This is a genomic window from Devosia sp. A369, assembly GCF_054489345.1.
Genome location: NZ_JBTMWV010000019.1, coordinates 18920 through 31649, shown reverse-complemented (window position 1 = coordinate 31649; position 12730 = coordinate 18920). Strand labels below are relative to the sequence as shown.

The 12730-nt window shown below is 61.1% G+C and carries 26 protein-coding genes and 1 pseudogene; 13 read left to right on the top strand and 14 right to left on the bottom strand.

The genetic code is table 11. The annotated features are described in order from the left end of the window. Positions 1-156 precede the first annotated feature (156 nt). From ACX3OZ_RS17340 to ACX3OZ_RS17320, 5 genes are all read right to left on the bottom strand, one after another. Positions 157-468, bottom strand: a complete 312-nt coding sequence (locus ACX3OZ_RS17340; protein ID WP_459105064.1) for a hypothetical protein — start codon at positions 466-468, stop codon at positions 157-159. 100 nt (positions 469-568) lie between these two features. Beyond that, complete coding sequence (locus ACX3OZ_RS17335; RefSeq protein WP_459105063.1) at positions 569-1009, bottom strand: hypothetical protein; 441 nt, start codon at positions 1007-1009, stop codon at positions 569-571. Beyond that, positions 1006-1356 carry a hypothetical protein gene (locus ACX3OZ_RS17330; protein WP_459105062.1) on the bottom strand — a complete coding sequence of 117 codons (351 nt, stop codon included), beginning with the start codon at positions 1354-1356 and terminating at the stop codon, positions 1006-1008. Before ACX3OZ_RS17330 ends, ACX3OZ_RS17335 begins: the two co-directional genes overlap by 4 nt. Before the next feature lie 2 nt (positions 1357-1358). Continuing rightward, complete coding sequence (locus ACX3OZ_RS17325) at positions 1359-1580, bottom strand: hypothetical protein (protein ID WP_459105061.1); 222 nt, start codon at positions 1578-1580, stop codon at positions 1359-1361. A 58-nt stretch (positions 1581-1638) separates the two neighbouring features. Continuing rightward, a complete protein-coding gene (locus ACX3OZ_RS17320) occupies positions 1639-1791 on the bottom strand; it encodes a hypothetical protein (protein ID WP_459105060.1) in 153 nt (50 codons plus the stop codon). A gap of 197 nt (positions 1792-1988) precedes the next feature. Between ACX3OZ_RS17320 and ACX3OZ_RS17315 the strand changes: the two genes are divergently transcribed. Then, positions 1989-2294 carry a hypothetical protein gene (locus tag ACX3OZ_RS17315; RefSeq protein ID WP_459105059.1) on the top strand — a complete coding sequence of 102 codons (306 nt, stop codon included), beginning with the start codon at positions 1989-1991 and terminating at the stop codon, positions 2292-2294. Between the two features lie 362 nt (positions 2295-2656). Here the strand turns inward: ACX3OZ_RS17315 and ACX3OZ_RS17310 are convergent. The 8 genes and pseudogenes from ACX3OZ_RS17310 to ACX3OZ_RS17275 form a co-directional block, all read right to left on the bottom strand. Further along, positions 2657-2845 (bottom strand): annotated as a pseudogene (locus tag ACX3OZ_RS17310) (helix-turn-helix domain-containing protein); the annotation flags it as partial. Positions 2846-3184: 339 nt separating this feature from the next. Beyond that, complete coding sequence (locus tag ACX3OZ_RS17305; protein WP_459105058.1) at positions 3185-3493, bottom strand: addiction module antidote protein; 309 nt, start codon at positions 3491-3493, stop codon at positions 3185-3187. Continuing rightward, positions 3486-3812: a type II toxin-antitoxin system RelE/ParE family toxin gene (locus tag ACX3OZ_RS17300; protein WP_459105057.1), complete on the bottom strand. Its 327-nt coding sequence runs from the start codon at positions 3810-3812 to the stop codon at positions 3486-3488. Before ACX3OZ_RS17300 ends, ACX3OZ_RS17305 begins: the two co-directional genes overlap by 8 nt. Positions 3813-3973: 161 nt before the next feature. Continuing rightward, positions 3974-4207, bottom strand: coding sequence for a hypothetical protein (locus tag ACX3OZ_RS17295; protein WP_459105056.1), 234 nt, complete (start codon positions 4205-4207; stop codon positions 3974-3976). Positions 4208-4212: 5 nt separating this feature from the next. Beyond that, positions 4213-4422: a hypothetical protein gene (locus ACX3OZ_RS17290; RefSeq protein WP_459105055.1), complete on the bottom strand. Its 210-nt coding sequence runs from the start codon at positions 4420-4422 to the stop codon at positions 4213-4215. Continuing rightward, positions 4419-4769 carry a hypothetical protein gene (locus ACX3OZ_RS17285; protein ID WP_459105054.1) on the bottom strand — a complete coding sequence of 117 codons (351 nt, stop codon included), beginning with the start codon at positions 4767-4769 and terminating at the stop codon, positions 4419-4421. The genes ACX3OZ_RS17290 and ACX3OZ_RS17285 overlap by 4 nt, the downstream gene beginning before the upstream one ends. Then, positions 4766-4960 (bottom strand): hypothetical protein, encoded by a 195-nt coding sequence (locus ACX3OZ_RS17280; RefSeq protein WP_459105053.1) that lies wholly within the window; start codon positions 4958-4960, stop codon positions 4766-4768. Before ACX3OZ_RS17280 ends, ACX3OZ_RS17285 begins: the two co-directional genes overlap by 4 nt. Continuing rightward, entirely contained in the window at positions 4957-5727 is a 771-nt protein-coding gene (locus ACX3OZ_RS17275; protein WP_459105052.1) for a S24 family peptidase, read from the bottom strand. Before ACX3OZ_RS17275 ends, ACX3OZ_RS17280 begins: the two co-directional genes overlap by 4 nt. A 98-nt stretch (positions 5728-5825) precedes the next feature. On the opposite strand from ACX3OZ_RS17275, the gene ACX3OZ_RS17270 reads away from it, so the two are divergent. From ACX3OZ_RS17270 to ACX3OZ_RS17215, 12 genes are all read left to right on the top strand, one after another. After that, positions 5826-6071, top strand: a complete 246-nt coding sequence (locus ACX3OZ_RS17270; protein WP_459105051.1) for a hypothetical protein — start codon at positions 5826-5828, stop codon at positions 6069-6071. Continuing rightward, on the top strand, positions 6068-6424 hold the full coding sequence (locus tag ACX3OZ_RS17265; protein WP_459105050.1) for a LexA family protein: 357 nt from the start codon (positions 6068-6070) through the stop codon (positions 6422-6424). Before ACX3OZ_RS17270 ends, ACX3OZ_RS17265 begins: the two co-directional genes overlap by 4 nt. Before the next feature lie 3 nt (positions 6425-6427). Further along, a complete protein-coding gene (locus ACX3OZ_RS17260; RefSeq protein WP_459105049.1) occupies positions 6428-7414 on the top strand; it encodes a hypothetical protein in 987 nt (328 codons plus the stop codon). 106 nt (positions 7415-7520) lie between these two features. Beyond that, entirely contained in the window at positions 7521-7805 is a 285-nt protein-coding gene (locus ACX3OZ_RS17255; protein WP_459105048.1) for a hypothetical protein, read from the top strand. A gap of 339 nt (positions 7806-8144) precedes the next feature. After that, the gene (locus tag ACX3OZ_RS17250; RefSeq protein WP_459105047.1) at positions 8145-8525 is read left to right on the top strand and encodes a hypothetical protein; all 381 of its coding nucleotides are present in this window, start codon (positions 8145-8147) and stop codon (positions 8523-8525) included. Positions 8526-8750: 225 nt separating this feature from the next. Continuing rightward, the gene (locus ACX3OZ_RS17245) at positions 8751-8975 is read left to right on the top strand and encodes a hypothetical protein (RefSeq protein WP_459105046.1); all 225 of its coding nucleotides are present in this window, start codon (positions 8751-8753) and stop codon (positions 8973-8975) included. Further along, positions 8972-9652, top strand: coding sequence for a hypothetical protein (locus ACX3OZ_RS17240; protein WP_459105045.1), 681 nt, complete (start codon positions 8972-8974; stop codon positions 9650-9652). Before ACX3OZ_RS17245 ends, ACX3OZ_RS17240 begins: the two co-directional genes overlap by 4 nt. Continuing rightward, on the top strand, positions 9649-9852 hold the full coding sequence (locus tag ACX3OZ_RS17235; protein ID WP_459105044.1) for a hypothetical protein: 204 nt from the start codon (positions 9649-9651) through the stop codon (positions 9850-9852). The genes ACX3OZ_RS17240 and ACX3OZ_RS17235 overlap by 4 nt, the downstream gene beginning before the upstream one ends. Continuing rightward, positions 9849-10298 (top strand): hypothetical protein, encoded by a 450-nt coding sequence (locus ACX3OZ_RS17230; protein WP_459105043.1) that lies wholly within the window; start codon positions 9849-9851, stop codon positions 10296-10298. The genes ACX3OZ_RS17235 and ACX3OZ_RS17230 overlap by 4 nt, the downstream gene beginning before the upstream one ends. Beyond that, entirely contained in the window at positions 10295-11191 is an 897-nt protein-coding gene (locus ACX3OZ_RS17225) for a helix-turn-helix domain-containing protein (protein ID WP_459105042.1), read from the top strand. Before ACX3OZ_RS17230 ends, ACX3OZ_RS17225 begins: the two co-directional genes overlap by 4 nt. A 2-nt stretch (positions 11192-11193) precedes the next feature. Beyond that, positions 11194-11466 carry a hypothetical protein gene (locus ACX3OZ_RS17220; protein ID WP_459105041.1) on the top strand — a complete coding sequence of 91 codons (273 nt, stop codon included), beginning with the start codon at positions 11194-11196 and terminating at the stop codon, positions 11464-11466. Between the two features lie 75 nt (positions 11467-11541). Next, complete coding sequence (locus tag ACX3OZ_RS17215; RefSeq protein WP_459105040.1) at positions 11542-12072, top strand: hypothetical protein; 531 nt, start codon at positions 11542-11544, stop codon at positions 12070-12072. 104 nt (positions 12073-12176) lie between these two features. Here ACX3OZ_RS17215 and ACX3OZ_RS17210 read toward each other — a convergent pair whose 3' ends face one another. After that, complete coding sequence (locus ACX3OZ_RS17210) at positions 12177-12596, bottom strand: DUF4145 domain-containing protein (protein WP_459105039.1); 420 nt, start codon at positions 12594-12596, stop codon at positions 12177-12179. Between the last annotated feature and the right edge of the window lie 134 nt (positions 12597-12730).

Sequence of the window (12730 nt, the reverse complement as noted above, 5' to 3'; positions counted from 1 at the left end):
ATCACGCTGCCTTTCTCGGTTTAACGACCCGGTCAGAATGCGGCGCAACAACGCGAGCCCACTCAGGCTTAATCTCGATTTTCTCCTCTCCAACCGCATAGGAGAGGAAGGACTTGAGGGGCTTGAAGGGGTGAGGGAGGATGCGGTGGGTGCTGGTCATGCTGGGTCCACACTCGCGACTGCTATGTCGTCGGGCGAGCCCTGTTCATCCCAATCAAGCTGGTGCATCCTCATGCCCATGGCGATGCGCTTCGCCGTGGCTTCGTCTGGCGCCTCCACCTCGACAAAGGCAGAAACCTCCATCATCCCCGTCAGCACGACGCTCCACTTGATAAGCGGCTTGTCGGGGGTTGCCAGACCCCAGGCGGGGTCATGCTGCCGCAACACTTCACCGGCCTTGCCGTAGGGTGCGTCAGCCAAAGCCCGCATTTGGGCCGGGCTAATAGGTCCGGTTGCCGGGTGTCCCATCAGAACTCTCCCCAGATTGGCGCATCCCACCGAGCCCAGTAAGCAGCAGCTATCATCAGCGCAGACCAGGTGAGGAAGAGGGTGGTGTTGATGGCGGTGGTCATGGCAGGGCCTGCGCACTACGCGGGCCGCCGGTGCCGCCACATCGCTTGCATGTGCGGTAGACGGTGCCGGCGTCCTTCGCCCAGCCCGCCCATGCCTCGCCGGTGCCGAAGCATTCGTGGCACTTGCCCTCGGCTCGCTCCCACTCGGCCTTGAATTCTTCCAGGGCGGGGCAGGAGACGGAAAAGGAGCGATCCTTGGTCTTATCGCGGCCCTTCCATGCCGGATGCCCGGCATGCTTGCCCTTGGTGATGTTCGGCACGACAGCGCCGCACAGCAGGTAGCTCTGGGCGCTGCGGGGCGCCTGATAGTTCAGCAGTTCGCTTGAGAACCAGCGCCAGCCTTCGGGCATACCTGCCTTCTGGATGGCATAGAGGTTGAACCAGTCGACCCATGGCCGGGCCTTGACCTCTTCCATGGCAAATAGGGTGTCGCTCATTCCGCTGCCTCCACATTATCGTGGTTCAGATCGGTATCGCCTTCGACGGCGGTACGGGCTTCACGGTCGGCCAGCTTGTCGAGGGCGCGGGACTGAGCCCGGCGCTGCCGCAGCAGCTCGTTGGCGCGAGCCGGCCCAAGCTCGTCAAATTCCTTGCGCCACAGAACCATATGCTGGTCGTAGATGACGCGGTCCTGGCGTTCCCGCGCTTGCTCTTCGGGCGACAAGCTGTCGAAACGAGCCTGCTGCGCCTCTGCGCGCGTGCGCCGTTCTTTCTTGATGCCAGGGCGATAGGTGGCCGGGTCTGCGCCAGCTGGAGTTCTCACCAGCCCATAACTGCGTGCCATGATCAGCCTTCCTCGCCGCCAGCGGGCAGCTCATTGAGTGAAAATTGCAGTTGCCCAAGCGCCCTCAGGCTTTCGCGGGAGATGTTCCCGCCGTTGCCATTGCCGACGAACTGGCCAGCGATCAGGTCGCCGGTCTCGTCGTGCTGGATGGATTTAGCCAAGGCTGCGGCATCGTGCGCGACCTGGTGAAACGCCGCTAAAAGCCGTTCGGAAATCTCAGGCATTGAAGAAATCGGCGCGCCGGTTATTGGCCAAACCCGCCGCCCATGAGGAGGAGGGGGGTTAGGAGGCGACGCCGAAGCTGGGCTGGAGCCCGTTGCGCAGTTCCATGGCGACGCAGTCGGCCTGCGACTTGACTGGAATGCCGCGAACAACCGTCGTGCCGTTCGAAACGGTGTAGGTTTGAGTGGTCCGGTTCCAAGTCCTGCGGGTCATTTTCCATCTCCATAGAGGCAATCGCCTCGCTGATCTGATGGGTGGACCGTAATGCGGCACTTGTGCCGCGTCAAGCATAAAGTGCGGCACTATTGCCGTGTGCGGCAGTTGGCTAAAATGCGATGTGAAAAACCGACTCGACACCCGCCGCGTTCTGAGTCGTTAATACGATCTGGAACAAAAAGGGAACAAATGAGATGCGCGAGGTAACGCAGTTCGTGGTGATATTCCCCGGCCGCTTCATCGGTACGGGTAGGGGTGAATGGAAGCTATTGCTGCGGGCAATGCACGCTGAATACCCGCACTACAGGTTCGAGGCGGGTAGGGGCCATAATCTGGACGAGGACTTCAAGGTGATCCCTGTCATGGGCAGGCTGGGGGATGGCCATGAGGACGATGACCCGGATCAGGTCTATATGTGCAAGCCGCTGGACCCGAGGGTGATCCCTGATCTCGTCAGGACGCTGCAGGTCTATGAGGCGCTGGGCGCGGCGGTGAACTGACCACAAAAAAAGCCCCGCCGGAGCGCTGGCGGGGCAGGACGGTTAGACATGAATAAGGACCTCTGAGGAACGCAGGCCCGCCACTTCGGTTCCCCACCAAAGAAAACCCCGCTCGATGGCGGGGCTGGTTCAGGGGTCAAGGTGCTGCGAAGAGCTCGTCCAGACGTGGGCGTTAGGAAGAAATGGGCCCCTCGCAGCAGTTTAATGTCTGACGATCCAGCTTGGCTGGCAAGAGCGATGATGGCGGTCGGCGGGAGGGCAATCTGCTTGGGCAGACGCCACTCCCCGGCGCTGGGGCCTGAAACCTATCAGCGCTGAGATAGTGGCAACAAAAAGCCCCACTCGATGGCGGGGCTAATTTGTCAGGGTGTAACGGGGACTGGAATTTCAATCCCGGCGTCGGAATATTCCCGTAGCTTGTTGCGCATCGTCCTGATGGAGATGCCCAGAACGTTGGCAGCGTGGGTGCGGTTTCCCGCAGTCTGCCTTAGAGTAGCCAAGATCAGGTCGCGCTCGACTTCGGCGACCGGTAGGCCAACCAGCGCTTCTGTGGCGCCGGCATCAGGTTCAAAATCGTACAATACACTTGCTTTCTGAGCCCCCAAAACCAGCCTCAGAACAATTCAGTTCTTCGCAATGCGTTCACATTCCCGTGATTCTGTGGCCAAAGGTGGGCAACAAAAAGCCCGCCGGTTAGGGCGGGGCGAGCAGGCTCTTGGGAGCCGCTCAAGCCCCTACATGGCGCGGAGGGAGGCTGCGCCACATAAGGCCTAGATGCCTCATCAGGTGAAGGGGGGCCAGTTGGCGTTTGGTCGCACAACAAAAAGCCCGCCGGTTGGGGCGGGCTACAGGCTTTCAATATGGCTCCCACCCCGCGGGGGACGGCCATATCAGGCCATGGCGTGGCAGTTGTCATTGCTGGCTGGAGCAACAGACAGCTTCATTCCCAGGGCTCGAACGATCTTCATGACTGTGCCGAACTCCGGGTTCCCCTCGTCGCTGAGGGTGCGATAGAGGCTTTCGCGAGACACGCCGGCATCGCGCGCGATCTGGCTCATACCGCGCGCGCGGGCGACGACGCCGAGTGCATGAGAAACCATCTTGGGATCGTCGCTGTCGATGGCTTCCTGGAGGTAGGCGAGGACAGCCTCGTCGCTCGTAAGATATTCAGCACTGTCGTATTTGTGCAGCTTAACCATGTGACGCATCCTTTATCTCAGAGGCTAATGCCTTGGCGAGCTTGATGTCGCCTTTTTGAGAGGACTTTGCACCGCCGCAAAGCAGGATCACCACCACGCTGCCCTGCTGCATGAAATACACTCGATAGCCTGGGCCATAGTGTATCCGCATCTCGGACACGCCTTCGCCAACTGGCTCAGCGTCTCCGGGATTTCCAAGCTGTAGCCGGTCAATCCGTGTCGTAATCTTCGCAACCGCTTTGTGGTCGCGCAGTCCTCCCAGCCAAGCGTTAAAAACGTCAGTTCTGTAAACTTCAATTTCTTCGTCTGGCGTGGTCATATGTAGCCTACGAACTACAGATTAACAAGGGATGAAGGGCGGTTTGGTTCCTCGCTCTGATCACAACAGCGTTGCGGTTAACGCAGGGCGAGAGGCAACCTCTGCGGCGGATAGGGATCATTCGTCTGCCACCTGTAGCTCTTTCCACCCTATAGCCCCAATCATTGCATCAGCCCCGTATAGCGTTTGCCCTTGAGCCCCGTTGGCCTGCCGCCCTCAGCCGTCGCGTGGACTATAGCGAGGGTGTCTAGCCACGCTGCGAGCTTGGACGGGACTTTCTCGAAGCCGAGCGAATAAGCTTCGGTCAGGCTTTCATCGCAGCCGAGGATATGAGCCAGCACCTCAGTGTCCCAATGGAGGTGCTCAAGGCATTCGTTGAAGCGGGCAGGGGTCATCGCAATCACCTATCGACAGGATCGGTTTCCAGCGCCGGACGCTCGGCCAATTTGGCCACCATCGCTTCCAGCCAATCTGCCACTGGCTCCGGTGTCGGCTCGGACCCGGTGAACCAGTCCATAACCTGCTTCTGTTCCAGGCCAAGGATCTCCGCAAAGGCGAACGTCGGCCAATGCAGGATGGTGAGGCATTCTCGTAAGCGGGCAGGGGTCATTCATCGGCCTCCGGTTTCCACCCAATAGCTTCGAGCACTGTATCTGCCTGCGGAAGGTACATCTCCCACGTTGACCGCCCCTCGACCTCGGTATCTTCGGGGTGTCCGTCCAGCCGGCACATCGCTCGGGCGGCTAGTTCTCTAGCGGGTTTTGGCTTGCGAGCCGGCTGCGTTTTGACGGCGCCCGGCTCCCACTCAATCGCCCCCAGCATGGCGTCCACATCTTCAATGTAGCTCATCCACATGGGCTTGCCGTCAAACAGGATGTCTTCGGGGACGCCCTCGAACTCACATAGCGCGCGGGCCGCAAGTTCTCGGGCGTCTTGGGGTTGGCGGGCGCCGGTCATGCGTTGCCCGCTGGTGGGCCGTTCTCGAGTGTTTCCTTGGTGAAGATCAGCAGCTCATGGGATCGCTGGGACATCTCGGCAGCTTCGAGCAGCAGAGCCTTGATATCCTCGGTCGTCATCTGCTCAAGGTCGTCGGCTGCTTCCCGCAGTATCTTGGCAAACGGGCATTGATTGAGGCGGTGCGGGTTCATCTTCGTCCAACGTGCGCTGCAACCTTACCCATGATGCGCAGCCCGTCGATATCGACCTCTTGGGCGTCGTAGCTTGGGTTATCGCTGATGATCTTGCAGCGCGGTGGAACGGTGAAAAGGATGCGCTGCAGGCGCTTGATCTGAGGCTCGCTGAATCCGTCGCTGATCAAATAGACCCCATCCGCGCGCAGCTCGTGCTCGCCCAGGTCGATGATGACCTTGTCGCCTGGCGTATAGTTCGGGAGCATGCTGTCACCCTGGACGCCAAGAACGATCGCGTTATCGGGGTTTGAGACGGCCTCACGCAGATAGGCTGGAGGTATGCGCCATTCATCCAAGATCTTGTGTGCGGAAATGGTGCCATTGCCGATTGGGATGACCATGACTTCACCGACTGCACCTTCGCCAGCGCCGGCCTTGGCGTCCAGTTCAGGGATCGCGCCTGGAATGGCTGGCTCGTAGTTGTCGCGGTGGTAGCCTGCACCATCGGCGTCCGATGTCTCACGCCATTCATCTTCAATCGGGACGCGCTCAAATTCCCGCGGGGCGTCCGCAGCGTCACCCGTCAGTGCGTCCACGGGCCAGCGGAGATAGTCAGCCAGGCCCTGCAGGTTCTCGCCTCGAGGAAATGCCGAGCGGCCCTGCTTAATCGTACGGAGCAAGTCCGCGTTGCGACCGCCTGAGGCAGCAAGGGACGCCGCTCGGTCGCTTGTGCCGGGGTGCAGCTCATCGATGCGTGCGCGGATGCGCTCATATGCCGTGGTCATGTGCGGCATTGTTGCCGCTGATTGAAAAAGCGCCTAGCGGCAAGAGTGCCGCATTTAGCGCTTGACCATGCGGCAGTTGTGCCGCATACAATTGGCGCATGGACCTCAAAACGCAACTCATCACCGTCGCAGACGCCTATGGCCGGCTGACCGAACGTGGCCGGAAGCGCGTCTCCACTTTGGCGCTCAGTCAAGGCAACCGCCTGGATGACTTCGCGGCCGGCACACTCAGCCCGACCGTCCGTGTCTTTGAGCGCTCCATGCTGTGGTTCTCCGATAATTGGCCGGCGGGTAAGCCGTGGCCGAAGGGGATCGAGCGGCCAAAATCCAAGGTGGCAGCATGACCCGCCCCTCCGATATCCCCGAAGAAATCTACGAGCGTGCAGACATCCTCTGCGACCAGTTCCGCGACATCTCGGATGACAGGGAGCTTATTGCCCGCGTCCTGATGGAAGTGGGGCAGGGGCGCCAGGTTCCCCGCGTTGGCCTGACGCCGATGCAGTCGAGTGTCCTGACCTTCGTGGACGAATTCCAAAGCGAGCGGGGCTTTGCGCCTGCCTATCACGAGATTGCCGAGGGCGTTGGCCTGGCCAGCAAGAGCGGTGTTCATCGCATCGTGCATGACCTCGTTTCTCGCGGCGCTCTCCAACTGATGCCCGGCCATGGCCGATCCATTGCAGTTGTAGGGAGGGCATAGACCATGAGCTTCACCCGCAAGACCCTGGCCGATGCCATCGACGCCTACGATGCGGATATCGAGATCCTGCAGCAGTCCAAGCGCGAGACCTTTGCCGACTACCGCGAGCAGCTGGCAGGCGAAGGCCGCGACAAGGATATGGTCAAGGATGAGATCGCAGCTTTCAAGGCAGCGATGAAGCGCCGCCGCGCCGTGGCCAAGGAAGGCTCCGAAGCTGTCGAGGATCAGGTCGCTCTGGTCGACGTAATCTTTGACGAAATCACCGCTGCTCGCGCGACACGCGCCACGCGCGAAGAAAACATTGATGAATTTCCCGCCGACGAGGATGACAGTGCCAGCGTCAACAAGCGCATCGCTGCCCTCAAGGCCAACCCGGCCCTGGCCATTGTCGACGTGGCCAACCTCAAGAAATCCGAACCCCAGCCTGCCCCTCAGGCTGGCAGCGACCTGACCTCGCCCCCAAGCTCCCAAGGTCAGGTCGCAACAAATCAGCCGGAAACGGCAACCATTCAGGCCGCCAGCGGTTCTGCCGATGTCCCCAAAGTTGCAACGGATAAGCCGGCGGAGCCTTCGGGCTCTGCCGCGCCGGCCGCGCTGTACGCCGAACCCGGCATTGTCGTCTGGGAAGATCACCCACCTGAAGGCGTAGAGCGCCACGAATATTCCATGGCCTTTGGCACGCTCGGCCAGGACATCGCCGTCATCGAAGACGACCTGGTCGGCGCCAAGGCTGAACCTATCGTCAAGATGGGCAAAGTCATCCTCGACGGCTGGGCTCGATACATGAAAGCCCGCGCGCTCGGCATTGAATATCCAGTCATCCAATATGGCGGTGATGATCCGATGGGCGACTGCATCCGCTGGAACCTCGCCGGCCGCATCCTCAACGATGACCAGAAGCGCGTGATCGCCCAGCGGATGGTGAAGCTCTATCCCCAGCGTAAAGGCCCGATCTTCGCTGAGTTCGGCCTGGGCATGGAGCTGGCATGAGAACCCGCACAGCCCATAACCCTGTACCTGCGATCCGCGCGCTGCTGGCATCGATCTGCCTCGTGTTAGTGACTGCTGCTGTTCTGGCAATTGTTGGAGGGATGTCATGAGCGCTTGGGCCAAGCCTGGGGTGAAGTGCGTTTGCATTGAGAGCAATGACCCCAACACCATCGTGCCCAAGCACATGTGGCCGATGGTGAACGAGGTTTACACGGTCCATGAGCTCTGGATCGATGAGGCCGGCGATCCGTTTCCGGTGCTCGAAGAACTGGACCCGAACCTCGTCTGCACCCCGGACTTTTTCCGCCCCCTCATCACCAAGACCCAAGAGCAGGACGTAGCTCTATTTCGGCACATCCTTGACGGCATCCCGGTCGAGGAGGACGCATGACGCCCTCCCTGATCATTGCCGCATCAGCGCACGACCTTGAGAAAGGCGGCGTCGTCATCTCGCTCCGCCGTCTTTCTGAAGGCCGGGTTTACCCAGCACAGTTCGGCGCGAAATCCTCCCCGCGCCGTAGGCGAGTGTCGCCGCTTGCGATCCTCCTCCCCGCTCACCGGGGCACTCGCCACCCTATTCGAAGCCTTGGCCGTACCACCGGCTTTTGGCTTCATGCCTGCGAGCATCAGCTGCCAATACAATTCATCGCTGCTGCTCCGTCTCATCGCCAGATCCTTTCCTCGGGGCCAACTGATCGTGAGATCAGTTGTGAACCCAAAGGATTAGGAAATGTCCGAAAAGCCTTCGGAGAACTCCGAAATGTCTGAAGTTGCCTTCGCATCTGAGATGCTCAAGACGGCAATCGCTCCGGCTTCCATCTCCAGTCATATCGGCGAGCGCATCCGCGCCGCTTCCGTGACCCTGCGCTGGTCGCAGTCCCGCACCAAAGACATTTGGTACGCCGACCCGCGCGTCAGCATCAAACCGCGCGAGCTGCGCGAAATCGAAGAAATGACAGGTGTCCGCTATGGCCGCGAAGAACTCGCAAATATCGACGCCCTCATCAGTCGAGCCGACGCCCTCTTGGTGGACGAGAGGCCGCGTGGCGGTAGCCCGATCCTTGCTGCGCTCCGCGCGCTGGTTGGCGCTGCTGATAGCCCCAGAGCTTGAGGGGGAGGGCCCTTGAATGAAAGCAAGCCTCTTCGGCCAAATCACTCAGTGCAGCGGCAAGAAAGCATACGGCACCTGGGGAGCGGCCCGAGCAGGACGAGGGCCCTCAGATCGTCTCGACATCTATCGCTGCCCGCACTGCGGACAGTTCCACCTCGGAAACAAGCCGAAAGGGCAGGGGCGCCCGAAGCCTCCGCCGCCGGCGATTGAACTGGAGTTCTGACGATGGGCAATCCCCGCTCCTTCACCACGAACTATGTCGCCATCAAAACCAAGCTGGAGAAGCTGGTGAAGCCCGTGCGCAGCGACAAGAAGCGCCGCGAGCTGATGCACCGGGCCGCCTCTGGGCGTGATCCCCAGCTATCGAGCAAGGCGCGTCATGCGGTGGCGGAACGCCGTCGCCAGGCCGAAATACAGGCATCGCTCGATATGATCGCGGGGCGGGTATGACTGCTGCGTCTGCACGCGGCCTATTCCGCGCCACCGGCAACAAGCCGAAGCCCGTCGTAATCCAGATGCTGGATGGCACCTTCGCCAAGTCCGATGAGGGCCTGGAGCGTGAGGCCGACGACTTTTACCCGACGCCGCCGGAGCCCATTCGCGCGTTGCTGCACGCGGAGATCGACCGCCTGCGCGACTTCGACACCGTCTGGGACGCTAGTGCCGGCGACGGTGCGCTGGTCCGTGAGATGGAGGCCGTTGGGATCAAGGTCATTGCGTCGGATCTAATCGACCGCGGCTGCGGCGCCGAGATCAAGGACTTCTACGATTTTGACGTGGCGCCTGCCAAGGCGACTGTCCAGAACCCGCCGTTCGGCGAATGCGGCTGGGGCAATGGCAAGGCCCGCTGGCTCAAGCACGCGCTCGACAATCTCGACATGGATTATATGGCGCTGCTGATGAACTGGGGCTGGCCGGGTGCCGGTGGCCTTGCGCCGTTCTATGCCGCCCACCCGCCGGCCCGCGTCTACCTGATGCGCTGGAAGATCGACTTCACCGGGCAGGGCGCCCCGCCAATGCTCAACGCCTGGTTCGTCTGGGACAAGCAGCACCAGGGCGAAACCGTCCTGCGTATGCTCGACCGCAAGGATGCCCGGCAGTCTGAACTATTCGGAGGTTCGGCATGATCACCGCCAAAGACTGGGCATTTGCCGAGCTCGACCAGAGGCGTGCAGAGAACGCCCAATTCCCCATTCAACCCTGCCCAGGCAGCGCCGCTATGCACATGGAGCGCAAGCGTCGTCGGCGCGAGCGCGGCTACTCCAAAAAGACCGCAGACGACCTTGTTGCCTGGGCAGAAGAACAAGACCGGAGGGTAGCGGCATGACCATGCACGTCATTGGCGCTGGCAGCGGTTCCCCTGAGCTTCGCCGCCAGCATGATAACGCCGCGGCAGCTCGGGCTCGCCTATGGGGCGCACCAAGCCCGGAATCCGTGCGCGAGAAGCCGGGCACCCTGTTCGTTCGCGGCGCGCGCTCTGGCGCCAACCTGCCGCGCAATGGCAGCAGCGTGTTCTATGGCAAGCCACGCCAGGCGGTAGACTTCGTGTTCGCCATGAAACTCGTCTGCGAGGATCGGGCTGTTACCCCTGACCAGATACTCAACAGCACCTACTGCGCCGCTGTAGCGGCTCGGCACATGCTTTGGACGGTGATGCTCGACGGTGGCTACAGCGTGGCTGATATCGCCCGCAAATTCATCGTGGACCACAAGACCGTCACGCTCGGCATTCAGTCGTTCCGGCAGTTTCAGGCGGAGGCGGATGCACCATGAGCATTCAGGCCGTCGCGTTCGTCCTCGATACCCATGTGCCAGAGGTTGCCGCCAAGATGCTCTTGGTGTGCCTAGCGAACGCCCACAATCAGGAAACCGGCCTCTGCTGCCCATCCGTCAATCGGTTGGCTGAAGAGAGCAGCATGTCGCGTCGGAGCGTGCAGCGCTGGCTTAAATGGCTGGCCGAAACTGGCCTGATCGAGATCGTTGAAAAGGCCGACAGCAACGGGCGGCAGCAGGCAAACGAGTACCGGATTGCTGGCTTCGTTAGGGGCGCCAAATTGACGCCCTCCCCCAAGGGCAGGGGCGTCACTGCTGACACGGGGGAGGGTGACACACCTGACACCCTCGTGGGTGCCACTGCTGACGCCCCTCTAAAGGAACCGGAAGAATACCGGAAGAATGAACGGGAACGGGCGAGCGAGTGCGTTTCGTTTGATGAGATTTGGGAAGTGTTTCCCCGTCGCAAGCTCACCAACCGGAAGGACGCCCTGGCGGCGTTCGATGACCTGAGCGATGCCGAGAAAACCCGCCTGCTCATCGCCGCCAAACGGTTTGCCCAGTGGCACGTCGAGGATTGCGAAGTTCGGAACGCCACCCCGGAAAGCCAGCTGGAGTTCCGCACCGGCCTCGGCAAGTGGATCAGGTCGGGGGCATGGGCTGCGGCGCTGAATGTGTCGTTGCGGTCCGATCCAGTGCCGCCGACTGCCGAGGGCCTTGTGGTCCTTCCTCCCAATCACCCGGACGTCAAGGCCGTGGAAAAGTTGCGCGGCAAGCCAGTAGTTCTCAGCAGCAAGACCGGCAATGCCACGCTGCGCATTGAAGAAATCGAGCAGGCGAGGGCGCGCTCGCCCGGCCTCCAATCCCCCGACCTCCAGCCTAGGATTGATTGACCATGGAATTCCTCAAATGTGATGCAGCGGGCTGCGACCATAGCGAAAACGTTGCCGCCATCACGGCGGAAATGGTCGGCAAGCCCTGCCCGACGTGCGGCGCCAACCTCCTGACTCAGGGCGATTGGGATTTCTACAGCCAGATGTTCAAGCCGGCCGTCGAGGCGATGAAGGCGCTTGGGATTGTGGCTGAGGCAGAGCCGGAAAGCGTCGGCGCCGTGCGGTTCAATTATCACGACGGCGAAATGCGCGTGCGGATGCGGGACGGCCAGTGACCGCGCCATCGACCAACGAATCCACCAACCACCAAGAGGCATAGAATGGCTAAGGGCAGACCACGGAAGATTGGCGTGAAGCGGACGGCCTCGGGCAGGGCTACGAGGGCAGGCGCCGTGCCGGCCAACATGGAGGCCATCCTGCTGCGCATGAAGATGTTCGGGCTCTCGGAAGCCGATGCGCGTGACCAGAAGGCCGGGACGTTCATCGGGCGGCTCAACCTGACCGACAAGAAATCGCTGATCAGCAATGCCCAGTACGATGCCGCCCTGGCCTTCCTTGAGGTCTACGACAAATACAAGCGGGCCATCGGTGCGCCGGATGCGCTGAAGCAGTCGGGCGGATCGTCTGGTGGCAGCCAGGACTCCGAAGAATATGCGGGCTGGTGCCAGAGCGCCAAGGCGAAGTACGACGCCGCTATTGCTGCCATTCGGGCAGAGCAGGAGATCCACACCGGGGCCAATCTCTATGCGGCGCTCGACTATCTCGTCTGCCGCGATGAGCAGCACTGGCATATGGTCGGCGATGCTCGCCTAGCCCTCAATGCCCTGGCCCATCACTTCGGGCTGTTGAGTAAGCCGAAGCGACTGCCCATAGCCGCTTGACGGGAATTCCGAACAGCGCCATAAAGGCATTATTCCATTTTCAGACTAACGTCTGAAGCGACCCGCCAAGCGAAAGCCCGGCGGGTTTTTTGTTGGAATCAGACCTACCCGCTCGCCTTCTCGGCCGCCTCGATACCCCTGTCTATTTTTGCGGTAAGCACAAAGAGGAACGAACCTAGCGCCTCCGCGAACTCGACCGACTGTTTTGCCTCATTTGGCGTGATGAGAGGGTTGTCCGCATCGGCATGGCGAGGTCGGTTCGAACCGAGCCGGACCGAATGCGCCCAGTCAGCCATGCCCTTTGTCAGGATGTTTTCGCCAAGTGCCTTGTCGATACGGTCATACAGCGATCCCTTGATAAGGCCCTTAGCCTTGAGCATTCCGTCGACCGCGCTACCAGCCATAACTGCCGCCGCATCAGGCGCGTGCAGTGTTTCAAAAGCCTGCTGAAGGAATGTTCGCGCAGGCTCGGGAATGTCTTCGTGCGCCTCCTTGGCGCTTGGCCATATTTCTGCAGCCGTCATGGTCTGGGATCCTTTCCATGTGAAAAGCACGGAGACGATGCTAGCGCAGGAGTTGCATCGGTAGGCGGCCCAGCCTTCTCCCTGCCCCGGCCAGTTGTCTGACCAAACCCGATTCAGATTGGGCGATGCGATAG

What these genes read in the sequence shown, in the direction of transcription:
- ACX3OZ_RS17285 (WP_459105054.1), bottom strand. Translation starts at nt 4,769, where the DNA reads ATGACCGGCGCCCGCCAACCCCAAGACGCCCGAGAACTTGCGGCCCGC.
- ACX3OZ_RS17240 (WP_459105045.1), top strand. Translation starts at nt 8,972, where the DNA reads ATGACTGCTGCGTCTGCACGCGGCCTATTCCGCGCCACCGGCAACAAG.
- ACX3OZ_RS17270 (WP_459105051.1), top strand. Translation starts at nt 5,826, where the DNA reads ATGGACCTCAAAACGCAACTCATCACCGTCGCAGACGCCTATGGCCGG.
- ACX3OZ_RS17250 (WP_459105047.1), top strand. Translation starts at nt 8,145, where the DNA reads ATGTCCGAAAAGCCTTCGGAGAACTCCGAAATGTCTGAAGTTGCCTTC.
- ACX3OZ_RS17295 (WP_459105056.1), bottom strand. Translation starts at nt 4,207, where the DNA reads ATGACCCCTGCCCGCTTCAACGAATGCCTTGAGCACCTCCATTGGGAC.
- ACX3OZ_RS17220 (WP_459105041.1), top strand. Translation starts at nt 11,194, where the DNA reads ATGGAATTCCTCAAATGTGATGCAGCGGGCTGCGACCATAGCGAAAAC.
- ACX3OZ_RS17325 (WP_459105061.1), bottom strand. Translation starts at nt 1,580, where the DNA reads ATGCCTGAGATTTCCGAACGGCTTTTAGCGGCGTTTCACCAGGTCGCG.
- ACX3OZ_RS17330 (WP_459105062.1), bottom strand. Translation starts at nt 1,356, where the DNA reads ATGGCACGCAGTTATGGGCTGGTGAGAACTCCAGCTGGCGCAGACCCG.
- ACX3OZ_RS17335 (WP_459105063.1), bottom strand. Translation starts at nt 1,009, where the DNA reads ATGAGCGACACCCTATTTGCCATGGAAGAGGTCAAGGCCCGGCCATGG.
- ACX3OZ_RS17275 (WP_459105052.1), bottom strand. Translation starts at nt 5,727, where the DNA reads ATGACCACGGCATATGAGCGCATCCGCGCACGCATCGATGAGCTGCAC.
- ACX3OZ_RS17315 (WP_459105059.1), top strand. Translation starts at nt 1,989, where the DNA reads ATGCGCGAGGTAACGCAGTTCGTGGTGATATTCCCCGGCCGCTTCATC.
- ACX3OZ_RS17225 (WP_459105042.1), top strand. Translation starts at nt 10,295, where the DNA reads ATGAGCATTCAGGCCGTCGCGTTCGTCCTCGATACCCATGTGCCAGAG.
- ACX3OZ_RS17340 (WP_459105064.1), bottom strand. Translation starts at nt 468, where the DNA reads ATGGGACACCCGGCAACCGGACCTATTAGCCCGGCCCAAATGCGGGCT.
- ACX3OZ_RS17255 (WP_459105048.1), top strand. Translation starts at nt 7,521, where the DNA reads ATGAGCGCTTGGGCCAAGCCTGGGGTGAAGTGCGTTTGCATTGAGAGC.
- ACX3OZ_RS17305 (WP_459105058.1), bottom strand. Translation starts at nt 3,493, where the DNA reads ATGGTTAAGCTGCACAAATACGACAGTGCTGAATATCTTACGAGCGAC.
- ACX3OZ_RS17320 (WP_459105060.1), bottom strand. Translation starts at nt 1,791, where the DNA reads ATGACCCGCAGGACTTGGAACCGGACCACTCAAACCTACACCGTTTCG.
- ACX3OZ_RS17235 (WP_459105044.1), top strand. Translation starts at nt 9,649, where the DNA reads ATGATCACCGCCAAAGACTGGGCATTTGCCGAGCTCGACCAGAGGCGT.
- ACX3OZ_RS17260 (WP_459105049.1), top strand. Translation starts at nt 6,428, where the DNA reads ATGAGCTTCACCCGCAAGACCCTGGCCGATGCCATCGACGCCTACGAT.
- ACX3OZ_RS17280 (WP_459105053.1), bottom strand. Translation starts at nt 4,960, where the DNA reads ATGAACCCGCACCGCCTCAATCAATGCCCGTTTGCCAAGATACTGCGG.
- ACX3OZ_RS17245 (WP_459105046.1), top strand. Translation starts at nt 8,751, where the DNA reads ATGGGCAATCCCCGCTCCTTCACCACGAACTATGTCGCCATCAAAACC.
- ACX3OZ_RS17230 (WP_459105043.1), top strand. Translation starts at nt 9,849, where the DNA reads ATGACCATGCACGTCATTGGCGCTGGCAGCGGTTCCCCTGAGCTTCGC.
- ACX3OZ_RS17265 (WP_459105050.1), top strand. Translation starts at nt 6,068, where the DNA reads ATGACCCGCCCCTCCGATATCCCCGAAGAAATCTACGAGCGTGCAGAC.
- ACX3OZ_RS17300 (WP_459105057.1), bottom strand. Translation starts at nt 3,812, where the DNA reads ATGACCACGCCAGACGAAGAAATTGAAGTTTACAGAACTGACGTTTTT.
- ACX3OZ_RS17210 (WP_459105039.1), bottom strand. Translation starts at nt 12,596, where the DNA reads ATGACGGCTGCAGAAATATGGCCAAGCGCCAAGGAGGCGCACGAAGAC.
- ACX3OZ_RS17290 (WP_459105055.1), bottom strand. Translation starts at nt 4,422, where the DNA reads ATGACCCCTGCCCGCTTACGAGAATGCCTCACCATCCTGCATTGGCCG.